The sequence below is a fragment of the Burkholderia stagnalis genome (genome assembly GCF_039848545.1).
Lineage (GTDB): Bacteria > Pseudomonadota > Gammaproteobacteria > Burkholderiales > Burkholderiaceae > Burkholderia > Burkholderia stagnalis.
In genome coordinates this window covers 3340019-3354819 of the sequence record NZ_CP156685.1, presented here as the reverse complement: position 1 = coordinate 3354819, position 14801 = coordinate 3340019, and the positions used below count along the sequence as shown (strand labels likewise).

13 protein-coding genes are annotated in these 14801 nt (G+C 69.6%); 8 read left to right on the top strand and 5 right to left on the bottom strand.

Annotated features, from left to right (window positions below):
• Nucleotides 1-12 precede the first annotated feature (12 nt).
• Nucleotides 13-954 carry an AraC family transcriptional regulator gene (locus tag ABFO07_RS15560; protein ID WP_059565483.1) on the bottom strand — a complete coding sequence of 314 codons (942 nt, stop codon included), beginning with the start codon at nt 952-954 and terminating at the stop codon, nt 13-15.
• Between the two features lie 129 nt (nt 955-1083).
• On the opposite strand from ABFO07_RS15560, the gene ABFO07_RS15555 reads away from it, so the two are divergent.
• From ABFO07_RS15555 to ABFO07_RS15545, 3 genes are all read left to right on the top strand, one after another.
• The gene (locus ABFO07_RS15555) at nt 1084-1980 is read left to right on the top strand and encodes a DMT family transporter (protein ID WP_347467847.1); all 897 of its coding nucleotides are present in this window, start codon (nt 1084-1086) and stop codon (nt 1978-1980) included.
• Nucleotides 1981-2088: 108 nt separating this feature from the next.
• Entirely contained in the window at nt 2089-2820 is a 732-nt protein-coding gene (locus ABFO07_RS15550; RefSeq protein ID WP_081070597.1) for a hypothetical protein, read from the top strand.
• Nucleotides 2821-2866: 46 nt separating this feature from the next.
• Entirely contained in the window at nt 2867-3436 is a 570-nt protein-coding gene (locus tag ABFO07_RS15545; RefSeq protein ID WP_347467845.1) for an RES family NAD+ phosphorylase, read from the top strand.
• Between the two features lie 15 nt (nt 3437-3451).
• On the opposite strand, the gene ABFO07_RS15540 is transcribed toward ABFO07_RS15545, so the two are convergent.
• Nucleotides 3452-4666: an MFS transporter gene (locus ABFO07_RS15540; protein WP_347467843.1), complete on the bottom strand. Its 1215-nt coding sequence runs from the start codon at nt 4664-4666 to the stop codon at nt 3452-3454.
• A 263-nt stretch (nt 4667-4929) separates the two neighbouring features.
• On the opposite strand from ABFO07_RS15540, the gene xdhA reads away from it, so the two are divergent.
• The 4 genes from xdhA (at nt 4930) to ABFO07_RS15520 (ending at nt 9952) form a co-directional block, all read left to right on the top strand.
• Nucleotides 4930-6507 carry a xanthine dehydrogenase small subunit gene (gene xdhA / locus ABFO07_RS15535; protein ID WP_347467841.1) on the top strand — a complete coding sequence of 526 codons (1578 nt, stop codon included), beginning with the start codon at nt 4930-4932 and terminating at the stop codon, nt 6505-6507.
• A 16-nt stretch (nt 6508-6523) separates the two neighbouring features.
• The gene (xdhB, locus tag ABFO07_RS15530; RefSeq protein ID WP_059882669.1) at nt 6524-8875 is read left to right on the top strand and encodes a xanthine dehydrogenase molybdopterin binding subunit; all 2352 of its coding nucleotides are present in this window, start codon (nt 6524-6526) and stop codon (nt 8873-8875) included.
• 1 nt (nt 8876) lies between these two features.
• On the top strand, nt 8877-9455 hold the full coding sequence (gene xdhC, locus ABFO07_RS15525; RefSeq protein ID WP_059882670.1) for a xanthine dehydrogenase accessory protein XdhC: 579 nt from the start codon (nt 8877-8879) through the stop codon (nt 9453-9455).
• A gap of 95 nt (nt 9456-9550) precedes the next feature.
• Nucleotides 9551-9952 (top strand): nuclear transport factor 2 family protein, encoded by a 402-nt coding sequence (locus tag ABFO07_RS15520; RefSeq protein ID WP_060149175.1) that lies wholly within the window; start codon nt 9551-9553, stop codon nt 9950-9952.
• Between the two features lie 106 nt (nt 9953-10058).
• Here the strand turns inward: ABFO07_RS15520 and ABFO07_RS15515 are convergent, their stop codons facing one another.
• The gene (locus tag ABFO07_RS15515) at nt 10059-11009 is read right to left on the bottom strand and encodes a LysR family transcriptional regulator (protein WP_059565315.1); all 951 of its coding nucleotides are present in this window, start codon (nt 11007-11009) and stop codon (nt 10059-10061) included.
• Nucleotides 11010-11087: 78 nt separating this feature from the next.
• Entirely contained in the window at nt 11088-11726 is a 639-nt protein-coding gene (locus ABFO07_RS15510) for a DsbA family protein (protein WP_059802428.1), read from the bottom strand.
• A 116-nt stretch (nt 11727-11842) separates the two neighbouring features.
• Here ABFO07_RS15510 and ABFO07_RS15505 point away from each other — a divergent pair, with 116 nt between their 5' ends.
• Nucleotides 11843-12898, top strand: a complete 1056-nt coding sequence (locus ABFO07_RS15505) for an RNA-guided endonuclease InsQ/TnpB family protein (protein ID WP_347468665.1) — start codon at nt 11843-11845, stop codon at nt 12896-12898.
• Between the two features lie 122 nt (nt 12899-13020).
• Here ABFO07_RS15505 and ABFO07_RS15500 read toward each other — a convergent pair whose 3' ends face one another.
• A complete protein-coding gene (locus tag ABFO07_RS15500; protein ID WP_059889839.1) occupies nt 13021-14454 on the bottom strand; it encodes a TAXI family TRAP transporter solute-binding subunit in 1434 nt (477 codons plus the stop codon).
• Nucleotides 14455-14801 lie beyond the last annotated feature (347 nt).

Genomic DNA, 14801 nt, shown 5'->3' with positions numbered 1-14801 from the left:
CGGCGGGCGGCGTCAGCCGCCCCGCATCGCCCGCCGGTAGGTGTTCGGCGTCGTGCCGTGCGCGTCGCGGAAGCGATGGCTGAAGTGTCCGGCGTTCGCGTAGCCGCATGCCGCGGCGACCTGCGCGAGCGGCAGCGACGTCGTGCGCAGCAGCAGGCGCGCCCGCGCGAGCCGCTGCTCGGCGATCCACGCATGCGGCGCGCGGCCGAACGACAGGCGGAACATCCGCGAGAAGTGGTATTCGGACAGCGCGGCGACGTCGGCCAGCTCGCCGAGCGTCAGCGGCTGCGTCAGGTAGGTGTCGATGTAGTCGCGCACGCGGCGCCGCACGGCGGGCGCGAGGCCGCCCTTGAACGGCGTGTCGTCGCGCATCGTGCTTTGCCCGCGCAGCAGCAGGCTCAGCACGTCGTGCGCGGTCTCGTTCGCGCGCAGCCGGCCGTCGGCGTCCTCCCAGCTCTCCAGCGCCAGTGAGCGGCACAGCGCCGCGACCTGCGCGTCCTCGAAGTAGGTGCGATCGGCGAGCGTCAGCTCGCGCGGCTCGCGGTCGAGCTCGCGGATCGCGCGCTGCGTGAAGTGCTCGGGCAGGAAGTACAGGTGGACGAAGTGCATCTCGCCGCGCACCCACCAGCGCGATTCGTGGTCGCCGGGCAGCGCGCACAGCAGGCTCGGCGCGCCGTAGCGCGGCACCTTCTGGCGCTCCGTGCGGTAGCCGCCGTCGAGGTAGCACGACAGCGTGTGGTGGCCGGGCTGGTCGTAGACCGTCTCGGCTTCCTCGGTGATCCGCGTCCATTCGGCGATCGCGAGATGGTCGCCGAGCCATGCGAAGCGCTCGAGCGTCGCGTTCGCCTCCGCGAGCGTGCGGCACACCGACTGCAGCCCGAACGGCATCGCGTCGCCGGCAATGGCGGCGGCGGACGGGCGGGCGGCGGGCGGGGCGGGAGGCGGAGGGCGCATGACGAGCGAGTATACGCGCGCAGGCCCCGGCGGCAGCGGCCCGCCGGCAAAAGACCGCAATTCCGGACAATCGGCGCGCGCCGCGCGGCCGCATAGTCGGCGGCTCCGTCTCACGTCCCGGCTTGCGTCATGAACCTCTCGCTCTACATTCTCACCGTGCTGATCTGGGGTACCACCTGGATCGCGATCAAGTGGCAGCTCGGCAGCGTGCCGCCGCCCGTGTCGATCGCGTGGCGCTTCTGGATCGCGGCGGCCGTGCTGTTCGTGCTGCTGCGCGCGATGCGCCGGCCGATCCGGCCGCCGCGCGAAGCGTGGCGCTACCTCGCCGCGCAGGGTTTCGCGCTGTTCTGCCTGAACTTCCTGTGCTTCTACTACGCGGAGCGGGTCGTGCCGAGCGGCCTCGTCGCGGTGATCTTCTCGACCGCGCCGCTGCTGAACTCGATCAACGGCCGGCTGTTCATGGGCCGCCCGCTGCGGCCGTCGGCGGTGGCCGGCGCGCTGCTCGGCCTGGCGGGCATCGCGTGCCTGTTCTGGCAGCAAATGGCCGGCCATCTCGACGACCATGCGACCTGGGTCGGCCTCGCGATCGCGTTCGCCGGCACGATGTGCTTCTCGGCAGGCAACCTGCTGTCGAGCCGCATGCAGTCGATGGGGCTCCATCCGCTCGCGACCAACGGCTGGGCGATGCTGATCGGCGCGGTGATCCTCACCGTCGGCAGCGCCGCGGCCGGGCTGCCGTTCGCGCTCGACCCGAGCCCGCGCTATCTCGGCGCGCTCGTGTACCTCGCCGTGCCGGGCTCGGTGATCGGCTTCACCGCGTACCTGACCCTCGTCGGCCGCATCGGGCCGGAGCGCGCCGCGTACTGCACGGTGCTGTTCCCGATCGTCGCGCTGGCCGTGTCGACGGTGTTCGAGGGCTATCAGTGGTCGCCGCTGGCCGTCGTCGGCCTGCTGCTGGTGCTGGCGGGCAACCTGGTCGCGTTCGACGTGGCGCGGCGGCTGTTTGCCGGCACCGCGAGGGCCTGACGGCGGGCCCGCGCGGGAGCGCAGTCAAGATCAGGAGGCGCGCGGCGGCCGTGACCGGCGTCGCCGGATTGTCCGCCGGAGATTCCGTGGCGCTTCGGTTTGGTTGACATGGTTGACGTGGTTGCAATGATGGGCTACGCTTTCCTGAAGCAGCAAAAGGAGGCGATGATGACCCGGCATGCCCATGCGATCGAAGGCACGGTTGCGATTCTCGATGTCGAGACCGAAGCGGCGCTGCGCAGCGCCGTCGGTGCCGCGACCATGCTCGGGCCCGATCGGGCCCGCGCGCTGCTCAGGCTGTCCGACGAACAATTGGGGCGCCTGTTCAAGATCGGCATCGCCCAGGTGATCGATGTTGCCGCCACGGTCACTTTCGGCATCGCCGCTGCCGCTACCCGCGACAAGAAAAAATCCGCCGATCCTGCACGGCATGCGAAGCCGGCTGCGCGCACGGACGGCGTCTCCGCCGATTTCGAGCGCCGCGCGCTGTCCGAACGGCAAACGCTGGTTGCCGAGGGCAGGTTGCTGCCGGCCATCGAGGTTCGGGTAGGGCTGGGTATTACGCGGCAGGCGCTCAACAAGGCGGTCGCGTCGGGGCGGATGTTCACATTGGACGTCGGGGCGGGGCAGTATTATCCGGCCTTCTATCTCGCGGGCGATATCGACCGCAAGACGCTCGGAAAGGTGACGCAGCGTCTGGGCAGTTTGCCGGGATGGAGCAAATGGCAGTTCTTCACGGCCCCCAAGGCTTCGCTCGGCAACATCACGCCGCTGGACGCGCTGTCGCGAGGCAAGGTCGAGCAGGTGGAGCGGGCGGCAGTGGCCTTTGCGGAACGCTAGGGCCTGGAGCGAGCGGCTTTTGACGCTGGCGGCCCCGAGCAGGCATTTGGCGAGCGCGACGCTCGCAACCAGGGAAATCGATCCGGCGACGCTGGTGCGCGTATCGCGTTACGACACCGGCGAGCCCTACTTCGGCAAGTCAGGCGGCAACCGATTCGACGACCCGCGCAAGCGGGGCAGGTATGGCACCTGCTATTTCGGCTTCGACCTGCATTGCGCATTCGCCGAGACGGTGTTGCACGACGAAGTGGCGGACCTTCGACTCGGCGGCTTTCCGCTCGTGACGACTGAATTCGAGCGTTACGTGCTGTCCTTTGCCGGTTCGCCGCTGTGCGTGGCGAGCCTGCATGGCGTACCGCTGAAGAACCTGGGCGGCGACGGGGCGCTCTCGACGATTGTCCCTTACGACATCCCGCAGCAATGGTCGCTTGCCGTGCACCGGCACAAGGAGCAGGTCGATGGCTTCCTGTACATGTCGCGGCACATGAATACGGCGCAAGCGCTTGTCCTCTTCGACCGGGCCGCGTCCAAACTCAGGCTCAAGGACGCGATCCGCTTCCGGGACCATCCCGAAGCGGCCGGCGTGCTACGGGATTTCAACGTCTTGCCGCGATAGTGCGCAGCCGTCGGCTCAGGCCGCCGCGCCGCTGCCGGCGACGCGGGCCTGCCGCTGGTACAGCAGCGCCGACAGCGCGACGCCCGCGGCCGATGCCGCCGCGGCGAACAGGAACACCTGCGGATAGCCGAACGCGCCGGCGACGTAGCCCGCGAGCGGGCCGGTGATGCCGAGCGACAGGTCGAGGAACACCGAATACGCGGACAGCGCCGCGCCGCGGCTTGCCGGCGGCACGAGCGCGACCGCCTCGACGCCGAGCGCGGGGAAGATCAGCGCGAAGCCGAAGCCGGTCAGCGCCGCGCCGACCAGCGCGACGTGCGGCACCGGCGCGAGCCACAACAGCAGCAGCCCCGCGGCTTCGAACGCGAACGACACGATCGCGACGCGGAAGCCGCCGTAGGTCTTGATCGTGTTCGCGAACAGCAGCCGCGCGCCGATGAACAGCGTGCCGAATACCGTCAGCGACAGCGCGGCGTTCGGCCAGTGGCGCGCCGCGTAGTACAGCGTGACGAACGTCGCGATCGAGCCGAAGCCGGCCGAGCCGAGCGCGAGGCCGAGGCCGTGCGGCAGCACGCGGGTGAACACGCTCGCATACGACATCCGTTCGCCGTGCACGACCGGCACCGCGGCGATCAGGCGCGCGAGATAGTAGCCGAGCGCGGCGAGCGCGATCACGATCACGCCGATCAGCGCCGGGTTCAGCGTGTGCGCGATCGCGACGCCGACCGGCGCGCCGAGCGCGAGCGCGCCGTAGGTCGCGATGCCGTTCCACGAGATCACCTTTGCGTTGTGCGCGATGCCGACCCGGCCGATGCCCCACAGGATCGCGCCGGTGCCGCACAGGCTCTCGCCGACGCCCAGCACGAGCCGGCTCGCGACCAGCAGCACGAGGCTCGCGGCCGGCCAGTGCGCGAGCAGCAGCGCGACCAGCAGCAGCACGCCCGACACGCCGCAGCCGATCAGCCCGCGCATGACCGTCTGCTTCGGGCCGAGCGTATCGGCAAGGCGCCCGGCGAGCGGCCGCGACGCGAGCGTCGCGAAATACTGCACGCTGATCGCCGCGCCCGCGACGATCGCCGAGAAGCCGAGGTCGTCGTGGACGAAGCCCGGCAGCACCGCGAGCGGCAGGCCGATGGTCAGGTAGCAGATGAACGTGAAGCAGACGACGGAGACGATTTGCAGCGTGACGGCGAACCCGCTGCGCGGCGTTGAGGCGGAATCGGTGGACATGTGGGGTCGGAACTGATGAGCGAAACCGCACGGAAGGCGGCCGAAAATGGAATCGGGATTTTCCCATGGAACCGGTTTTGCCGCAGTGACCATTGAGTGAATCGGGCCCTTTGCGCCATATCGCCTCAGTTATATGGGCCGCATGCGTGATGGGCTATGGGTTGCGGAATTTGACGGTGATAGCGTTCAAACTGTCAGAGAAGACGACGGCCAGCCCCATCGGCGCGGGCCGCCTTGCCCCAACTTGAAGAACGTTACGAGACATGAGTGAGCCGATCCGTTTCTATCATCGTCATGCGATCCGCGAGGTCAGCGGCGCGGACGTCACCCGCACGGTGCTGCAATACCTGCGCGAGGACGCGCACTGCACCGGCACCAAGGAAGGCTGCGCGGAAGGCGACTGCGGCGCGTGCACGGTCGTCGTCGGCGAACTGACCGACGCGGGCGAGGTCGCGTTCAAGGCCGTCAACGCCTGCATCCAGTTCCTGCCGACGCTCGACGGCAAGGCGCTCTTGACCGTCGAGGACCTGCGCCGGCCGGACGGCTCGCTGCACCCCGTGCAGCAGGCGATGGTCGACTGCCACGGCTCGCAGTGCGGGTTCTGCACGCCCGGTTTCGTGATGTCGATGTGGGCGCTGTACGAGAAGCACGGCCACGAAGGCTGCGGCAGCGGCGCGTGCGCGAAGGCGAAGGACGTGCCGACGCGCACCGAGATCGCCGACGCGCTGACCGGCAACCTGTGCCGCTGCACGGGCTACCGGCCGATCGTCGATGCGGCGGTGCAGATGTTCGACGCGGCCGGCGAAGGTGCGACCGGCGAAGGTGCGGCCGGCGAAGGCGCGGCGCAGCCATCCCCACCGGTCGACACGGCCGCGCTCGCCCGCGCGCTCGCGTCGCTGAAGCGCGACGGCACGTTCGACTACGAGATCGGCGGCGCGCGCTTCGCCGCGCCGCGCACGCTCGATGCGCTCGCCGCGCTGAAGGTCGAGCGCCCGGACGCGCGGATCCTCGCGGGCAGCACCGACATCGGGTTGTGGGTCACCAAGCAGATGCGCCGGCTCGACGACCTGATCTACGTCGGCCAGGTCGCCGAACTGCAGCGCATCGTGCATGGCGACGACTGGATCGAGATCGGCGCGGGCGTCACCGTCGAGGCGGGTTACGCGGCGCTGGCCGGCACCTATCCGGAGCTGACCGAGATGTGGAAGCGCTTCGCGTCGCTGCCGATCCGCAACGCTGGCACGCTCGGCGGCAACGTCGCGAACGGCTCGCCGATCGGCGATTCGATGCCGGGGCTGATCGCGCTCGGCGCGCGCGTGGTGCTGCGCGGCGGCGACACCGTGCGCGAGCTGCCGCTCGAGGCGCTCTACACGGGCTACCAGCAGAAGGACATGGCCCCGCACGAATTCGTCGTCGGCGTGAAGGTGCCGACCCGCGGCGGCGCGCGCGCGAAGCTGCAGTTCCGCACCTACAAGCTGTCGAAGCGCTTCGATTCGGACATCTCGGCCGTGTGCGCGGCGTTCGCGTTCATCGCGGACGGCGACACGATCCGCGAGCCGCGCATCGCGTTCGGCGGGATGGCCGCCACGCCGAAGCGCGCGACGCACACGGAGGCCGTGCTCGACGGCGCGCCGTGGCACGAAGCGACCGCGCAGGCCGCGATGCAGGCGCTCGAGCGCGACTACCAGCCGCTCACCGACATGCGCGCGACGAGCGCCTACCGCCTCGAGACCGCGAAGAACCTGATGTATCGGTTCTGGCTGGAGACGCGTGCGCACGACCCGCTGCCGCCGCAGGCATTGAGCGTGCGCGAAGTGGCCGCCGAAACGGCGCGGGCCTGACGAGGGAGAACACACGATGAACCAGCAAGCCGAACCGTTCCTGAACACCCTCGACGCGCAGGCCGACGCCGCGCAGGTCCACATCTCGCGTCCGCACGAATCCGCGCACCTGCACGTGAGCGGGCGCGCCACCTACACCGACGACATCCCGCTCGTCGCCGGCACGCTGCACGCGGCGCTCGGGCTCTCCGCGAAGGCGCACGCGAAGATCGTGTCGATGAATTTCGACGCGGTGCGCGCGACGCCCGGCGTCGTCGCCGTGTTCACCGCCGACGACATTCCCGGCGTGAACGACTGCGGCCCGATCATCCACGACGACCCGGTGCTCGCCAGCGGGCTCGTGCAGTTCGTCGGCCAGCCGATGTTCATCGTCGTCGCGACGTCGCACGAAACCGCGCGGCTCGCCGCGCGCCGCGCGAAGGTCGAGTACGAGGAGCTGCCCGCGATCCTGACCGCGCAGGATGCGCGCCGCGCCGAGTCGTACGTGATCCCGCCGCTGAAGCTCGCGCGCGGCGACGCGGCCGCGCATCTCGACGCGGCGGCGCACCGTCACGCGGCGGAGATGGTTCTCGGCGGCCAGGAGCAGTTCTATCTCGAAGGGCAGATCGCCTACGCGGTGCCGAAGGACGACGACGGCATGCACGTGTACTGCTCGACGCAGCACCCGAGCGAGATGCAGCACCTCGTCGCGCACGTGCTCGGCGTCGCGTCGCACAACGTGCTGGTCGAATGCCGCCGGATGGGCGGCGGCTTCGGCGGCAAGGAATCGCAGTCGGGCCTGTTCGCGTGCTGCGCGGCGCTTGCCGCGTGGAAGCTGCTGTGCCCGGTGAAGCTGCGCCCGGACCGCGACGACGACATGATGATCACCGGCAAGCGGCACGATTTCCACTACCGCTTCGACGTGGGCTACGACGACGACGGCCGCATCGACGGCGTGTCGCTCGACATGACGTCGCGCTGCGGCTTCTCGGCCGACCTGTCGGGCCCGGTGATGACGCGCGCGGTGTGCCACTTCGACAACGCGTACTGGCTGCCCGACGTGTCGATCGCCGGCTACTGCGGCAAGACCAACACGCAGTCGAACACCGCGTTCCGCGGCTTCGGCGGCCCGCAGGGCGCGTTCGCGATCGAGTACATCGTCGACGACATCGCGCGCGCGCTCGGCCGCGACCCGCTCGACGTGCGCTACGCGAACCTGTACGGCAAGACCGAGCGCAACGTGACGCCGTACGGGCAGACGATCGAGGACAACGTGCTGCCCGAGCTGCTCGCCGAACTCGAGGCGACGAGCGGCTACCGCGCGCGGCGTGCCGGCGTGCGCGAATTCAACGCGCGCAACACGGTGCTGAAGAAGGGCATCGCGCTGACGCCGGTGAAGTTCGGCATCGCGTTCAACGTCACGCACTTCAACCAGGCGGGCTCGCTCGTCCACATCTACACCGACGGCTCGGTGCTCGTGAACCACGGCGGCACGGAGATGGGGCAGGGCCTCAACACGAAGGTCGCACAGGTCGTCGCGCACGAGCTGGGAATTCGCTTCGAGCGCATCCGCGTGACCGCCACCGACACGAGCAAGGTCGCGAACACGTCGGCGACCGCCGCGTCGACCGGCTCGGACCTGAACGGCAAGGCTGCGCAGGATGCCGCGCGGCAGCTGCGCGAGCGGCTCGCGGCGTTCGCGGCGAGCCACTACGGCGGCGGCACGGTCAACGCGGCCGACGTGCGGTTCGGCAACGACACCGTGTGGGTCGGCGCGACCGGCGTGCCGTTCGGCGAGGTGATCGCGAAGGCGTATCTCGCGCGCGTGCAGCTGTGGTCCGACGGGTTCTACGCGACGCCGAAGCTGTACTGGGACCAGTCGAAGCTGCAGGGCCGGCCGTTCTACTACTACGCGTACGGCGCGGCCGTGTCGGAAGTCGTGATCGACACGCTGACGGGCGAGATGCGCACGCTGCGCGTCGATGCGCTGCACGACGTCGGCGCGTCGCTGAACCCGGCGCTCGACATCGGCCAGGTCGAGGGCGCATTCATCCAGGGGATGGGCTGGCTCACGACCGAGGAGCTGTGGTGGAACGCGGGCGGCAAGCTGATGACGCATGCGCCGTCCACCTACAAGATCCCGACCGTCAACGACACGCCGCCCGAGTTCAACGTGCGGCTATTCCAGAACCGCAACGTCGAGGACAGCATCCACCGCTCGAAGGCGGTGGGCGAGCCGCCGCTGCTGCTGCCGTTCTCGGTGTTCTTCGCGGTGCGCGACGCGGTGGCGGCGGTGGGCGACTATCGCGTGAACCCGCCGCTCGACGCGCCGGCAACCGGCGAGTCGATCCTGCGCGCGGTGCAGGCCGTGCGCGCGGCGCGAGGCTGAGATGACGTTCGCCCAGGGAACCGGCCGGCGCAACCGCGCGACGGGCATGCCCGTGCCGATGCACATCGTGCTGTTCGGCGCGGGGCATGTCGGCCATGCGCTCGTCACGCTGCTCGGCGCGCTGCCGTGCGTCGTGCAGTGGGTCGACACGCGCGACGAGCTGTTCCCGGACGAATGTCCGCCGAACGTGCAGCCCGAGCCGACCGACACGCCCGACGCGCTCGTCGACGAAGCGCCGCCGGGCGCGTACTTCCTCGTGATGACGCACAATCACGCGCTCGATTTCGCGCTGGCGGAGCGGATCATGCGGCGGCGCGACTTCGCGTACTTCGGGATGATCGGCTCGCGCACCAAGCGCGTGAAGTTCGAGCGCCGGCTCGTCGCGCGCGGCGTCGAGCCGGCGCGGATGCGCGAGATGGTGTGCCCGATCGGCGTCGCGGGCATCGTCGACAAGGCGCCCGGCGCGATCGCGGTGGCCGTCTGCGCGGAGCTGCTGCAGGCGCGCGCGGGCATGCCCGTCGCCGACGTGAAGGCGGCGGCGTCGGGCCGCACGCCGGACGACGTGCCCTGCGTGCGTTGACGCGCGCTGACCGCTTCGACGCAGCGCCGCACGCTTTTCCTTACACTGCATGGATCGCGCGGCATGGGCCGCGCGCTTTCCCGATGCAGGTGACCATGCCCGATTCCCAGGTTTTCCTCGACACGCTCGACACGAGCCTCGTCGCCATCGAACGCTGGCTGTCCGGCGCGGACACGACGGGCGCGGCGCTCGACGCGCTGATGGCGCCGTTCGCGCCCGGCTTCACGATGATCCTCACCGACGGCCGCGCGTTCGACCGCGACGGCACGCGCGAACTGTTCGCGAAGCTTGCCGGCGCGAAGGCGGGGCTGCGCATCACGTTGTCGGACGTCCGCGTGCTCGCGTCGGACGACCGGCACGCGGTGATCACGTATCTCGAAGCGCAGCACGCGGCAACCGGCGAACTGCCGGCGCGGCGCGCGACCGCGGTGTTCGCGCGCGACACGGCCGGCGCGGTGCGCTGGACGCATCTTCAGGAAACGTTCTGCACCGCCTGAGCGGAACCACCCGCGCGCCCCGGGGCGCACGAACGGCGTTGCGCGTCGCCGCGCAACGCAACTTTCATCGAAGCGAACCTGCCCGCCGGCGCGCGCGAATCGCGCGTCAGCGCTTGCGCGCGCCGCGCGCGGCCGTCAGCTCGCCCGACACGCTCTGCATCAGCGCGCGCAGCCACGCGATGTCGGTCGGCCGGTCGGGCTGCGGATGCGTGAGCAGGTAGCTGCGGATGCGCGGAAACGGCACCGGCGGCGCGACCACGACGAGCGGCAGCAACTGCGCGTAGTGGGTCGCGAAGCGCCGCGTCGTCGTGAAGATCAGGTCCGATTGCAGCAGCACCTGCGGCACGAGCCCGAAGTACGGCAGCGTCGTGACGATCCGCCGCGTGAGGCCCGCGCGCGCGAGGCCGATTTCGATCGCGTTGCGCTTGTCGCCGGTGTACGGCGTGGGCGCGAGATGCGCGGCGGCGGCGTATGCGTCGCGCGTGAGCGTCGCCTGCGCGAGCGGGTGCGAGTCGCGCATCAGGCAGACGACGGTGTCGGAGAACAGGTCGTCGCGCGCGAAGCGCGGGTCCGGCTTCGGCCAGTTGCCGATCACGAGATCGAGCGCACCCGATTCGAGCGCGCCCGCGTGATCGAGCGCGGGGTTCAGCGAATCGATTTCCAGATGCGCATGCGGCGCCGCGTCGCGAAACCGCTCGATCAGCGTCGGCATGAAGAAATCGTTCAGGTAGTCGGGCGCGGCGACGCGGAAGGTGCGGCGCGCGCTTTCGGGCGCGAACTCGCCGTGCGGCGTCGCGATGAAGTCGACCTCGCGCAGCGCGCGCTGCGCGGCGTCGAGCAGCGACGCGCCGTATTCGGTCGGCACCATCCCGGATTTGCCGCGCACGAGGATCGGGTCGTTCAGCGTCTCGCGCAGCTTGCGCAGCGCCGTGCTGATCGCGGGCTGGGTCTGGTTCAGGCGCAGCGCGGCCTGCGTGACGCTGCGTTCGAGCAGCAGCGTGCGCAGCACGCGCACGAGCCAGATGTCGAGCGAGGCGGTACGGTCGTCGTCTTCCATCGATGGGGGGTGTCCGGGCGAAGCGTAACCTTACCGCAGCCGCGCGCGCCCGTGCGTGATGACCGGTATCACGCGCACTTACGTGCGGCCCTTCGGCAGCGCGCTGATGCGCTTCACCTCTTGCGTTTCGAGCCAGGTCGGCGTGCGTGCGCAGTACAGCACCATCGGCAGCGCATCCTCGCCCCAGAACAGCTGCTTGTTCATCCAGAACGTCGGCACGCCGAACACGCCGAGCGCGATCGCGTCGTCGGTGTGGCGGCGCAGCTGCGCGGCCGTTTCCTCGAATTCGATCAGCTGGTCGCCATGCCCGACGCCGACCCGCTCGCACAGCGCCGCGAAGCCGTCCGGCGTCGACGGGTCGTTGCCGTCGCGCCAGATGAAGCGGAACATCTCGCGCACTGTCGCGATGTCGGCGCGCAGCGCGATCGCGAGGCGCAGCGCCTTGTCGGAGTCGAACGGATGCGCGGGCGGCATCTTGAAGCGGATGCCGAGCTGCTCCGCGCGAAACAGCGCATGGCGATAGACGAACATGCGCTTCGCGGGCACGTCCGCGGACGGGCGCTGGCCCCAGTGGCGCTGCAGGTCGTACAGCGACACCGCGACCGGCTCGAACGGCACGTCCGGCCATTTTTCGTGCTGTTCGAGCAGCAGGTAGGAGAACGGCGAGACGAAATCGAAGAACCAGGCAGGCTGGGCAGGGTCGAGGCCGGTTGTCATCAGTTGCTCCGCGAAACCTCGTCATTTCCCCCAAGGGGACTTCCTTCGGGGCGCATGGCGAGGAGGAAAGAAGCGCGCTTGACAGGCAGCTTCTTCCATTGGTTGGGATGACCGGCATGATCCTTGTCTATCGCTACCGGGTGAAGTCGCTCAACGGACTGCCGAACCAGCAGAGCCGTGCGGTGAACTACGTGTGGAACTTCTGCAACGACACGCAGAAGCACGCGCTCAAGTGGGACAAGAAATGGCCGACGGGTTTCGACCTGAACGTGCTGACGACTGGCAGCAGCAAGGCACTCGGCATCCACTCCGGCACGGTCAATGCCACGTGCGAGCAATACGCGAAGTCGCGCAGCCAGCGACGTCGCCCCTACCTGCGCTATCGCGGCCGGAAGTCGCTCGGCTGGGTGCCGCTGAAGGGCCGTGACCTGAAGCGGGAGGGCGACGCGTTTCGCTTCGCCGGCCACACCTTCCGCATGTTCAATAGCAGCCGGTCGCTTCCCGACGGCAAAATCAAGGACGGCACCAACTTCGCGCAGGATGCGCGCGGCAACTGGTTCCTGAACATCGTGATCGAGATGCCCGATGTTCCGGCGCGCCCGATCCGTTCCGGCGTCGGTATCGATCTCGGCCTGAAAGACTTCGCCACACTTTCGACCGGCGAAAAACTGCCCAATGACCAGTTCGGCCGGCGCGCGGCCGACAAGCTGGCGAAAGCGCAGCGGGCACGCAAGCACAAGCGGCATATCGCGAAGCTGCACGCCAAAGTGGCGAATGCCCGCGCCGACTTCCAGCACAAGCTCGCGCTCGATCTGGTGCGGCGATTCGATTACATCGCGGTCGGAAATGTGTCGGCCTCGAAACTCGCCAAAACCAGGATGGCGAAGAGTGTCTACGACGCATCCTGGTCGTCCTTCCGAAACAAGCTCCGTTACAAGGCGATCGCGCACGGAGCCACGTTCGAGGAAGTGGACGAAAGCGGTTCGACCCAGTCCTGTTCGGCGTGCGGGTCGAAAGACAGCACGACGCGGCCGAAAGGTATCGCGGGACTGCGAACAAGAGAGTGGGCCTGCGATGGCTGTGGTGTCGTGCATGATCGTGATACCAACGCTGCGTTGAACATTCTCCGATGCGGACGTGCATCGCCAAGTGTGGGAATCGTCCGCCTTTAGGCTGACGAGGACGTCAAGGCGATCTCCTGAGGATAGGGGGCCGAGCGGCGTGGCGGGGCCTGGCGGCGGCCTCCATGTTACGCGGCGGCCGGCCGATGCCGCAATGATCGCGGATCGTCTCCTCAGGCGGAACCCGGTGTCGCCCGGGGGGCGGCGTCGTCGCCGGGCGGGGGCGCCGCGTCGTGCGCGTGGCCGCGCCCGGCGTGCCCCGGGTCGTGATCGTGCGCGGTCAGCCGCTCGCGCACGAAGCCGATGTGCTCGCGCAGCACGTAGAACTGCCCGGCGTAGGCGAGCGGCATCTTCATCCGGTTCACCGATTCCTCGATGTCGTCGAGCCGGTCGAGCAGCTGGACGCGTTCCGCGGCCGTGTGTTCGCCGAGCGCGCTGCGCTCGAGCGCGATCAGCGCGCCGTACCAGCGGTAGATCCGCGAACGCACGCGCCAGCCGTACAGCGCGGGCACGAGCCGCAGCCCGGGGATCAGCACGACGATCAGCGGCACGACGATCACGAGCAGCCGGTCGACGAGGCTCGCGACCCAGAACGGCAGGCTCCGGTACAGGAAGGTCTTGCCCGACTTGTAGTAGCGCGCCGCGTCGTCGGACAGCGGGAAGCTGCGCGTGAGCGCCGACGGGAATTCGCCGGCGCGCTGCAGGATCGTCGCGTGGCCGTGCACCTCGCGCGCGGCTTCGATCAGCAGGTCCGACAGCGCCGGGTGCAGCGTGTCGCGCGCGACCAGCTCGATCGTCGGCGCGACCGTGTGGATGTCGGTGGGCGGCAGGTTCTGGCCGAGATCGTAGACGCCCATCGGCAGGGTGACCGCGGTCAGGTACGGGAAGCGGCGCGCGTAGGCCTCGGCCTGCGTGAACGAATACACGTGCACGCCCGGCGCGCGGAACAGCTTCGCCATCACGGGGATCTGCGTCGAGTCGCCGGACAGGAACGCCGCGTCGATCTTGCCGTCGAGCAGCGCGTGCGCGGCCTCCTCGCCGGAGATCGGCAGCAGCGCGGTCGGCCCGTCCGGCAGGATGCCGTTCATCTTCAGCAGCGCGAGGCTCAGCTCGCGCGCGCCGCTGCCTTCCGCGCCGAGCGCGAGCCGCTTGCCCTTGAAATCCGACAGGCGCGCGACGATCGGGCCGCGGTACATGATCGCGAGCGGCACGTAGCCGATGCTGCCGAGTGCGACGAGGTGCTCGTCGCGCGTCTTCGGGCCGACGCCGCTCTGCACGAAGCCGACGTCCACCGGCGCCTTCGGGTTGGACAGCCGCTCGAGGTTCTGCGCGGAGCCCTCGGACGATTCCACGTCGAGCGTCACGCCGTTCTTCGCGAGGATCGCCTTGTACTTCTGCGCGGCGTTCCAGTAGGTGCTGCCGGGCGGCCCGGCCGAGATCACCAGCGTGGACGGCGGCGCGGGCTGGATCATGCGGATCGCGAGCCAGACGGCCGCGATGGCGAGGAGGACGGTCGGCCCGATCGACAGCGCGAGGTCGCGCCACGAGACGGCGACGAAACGGGCGAGGATGCGGGGTGGCCGGCGGGGGCGCAGGATAGGCTTCATAAACGGCGATCGGCGGATGACGCACGCATGACGGGGCGGTGACGCGGGCGACACCGGGGCCACGAACGCCATGCATTCGCGGCGATGGTAACCGGTTTCGCCGCGCGTGCGCGAATCCGCTGCGCACCGGGCGCCGAGTCAAAAGCTTTGCGCTTGCGCGTGCGCTGGATTACATTGTGCGACGCAGCCACGCCCGACTCGCGCGACCCGGCACCCGACCAGACCGGGCGCGCCCGGCCGCTGGCTGCCCGGCCCGGCCGGCCGCCTTCGCGTGCGCCGGCCGCCGGTCTGTCCCGCCTCTCTCGCATCGCCGTGGAAATCACCGGCCGTTCCGGCGCGTTCGCGCG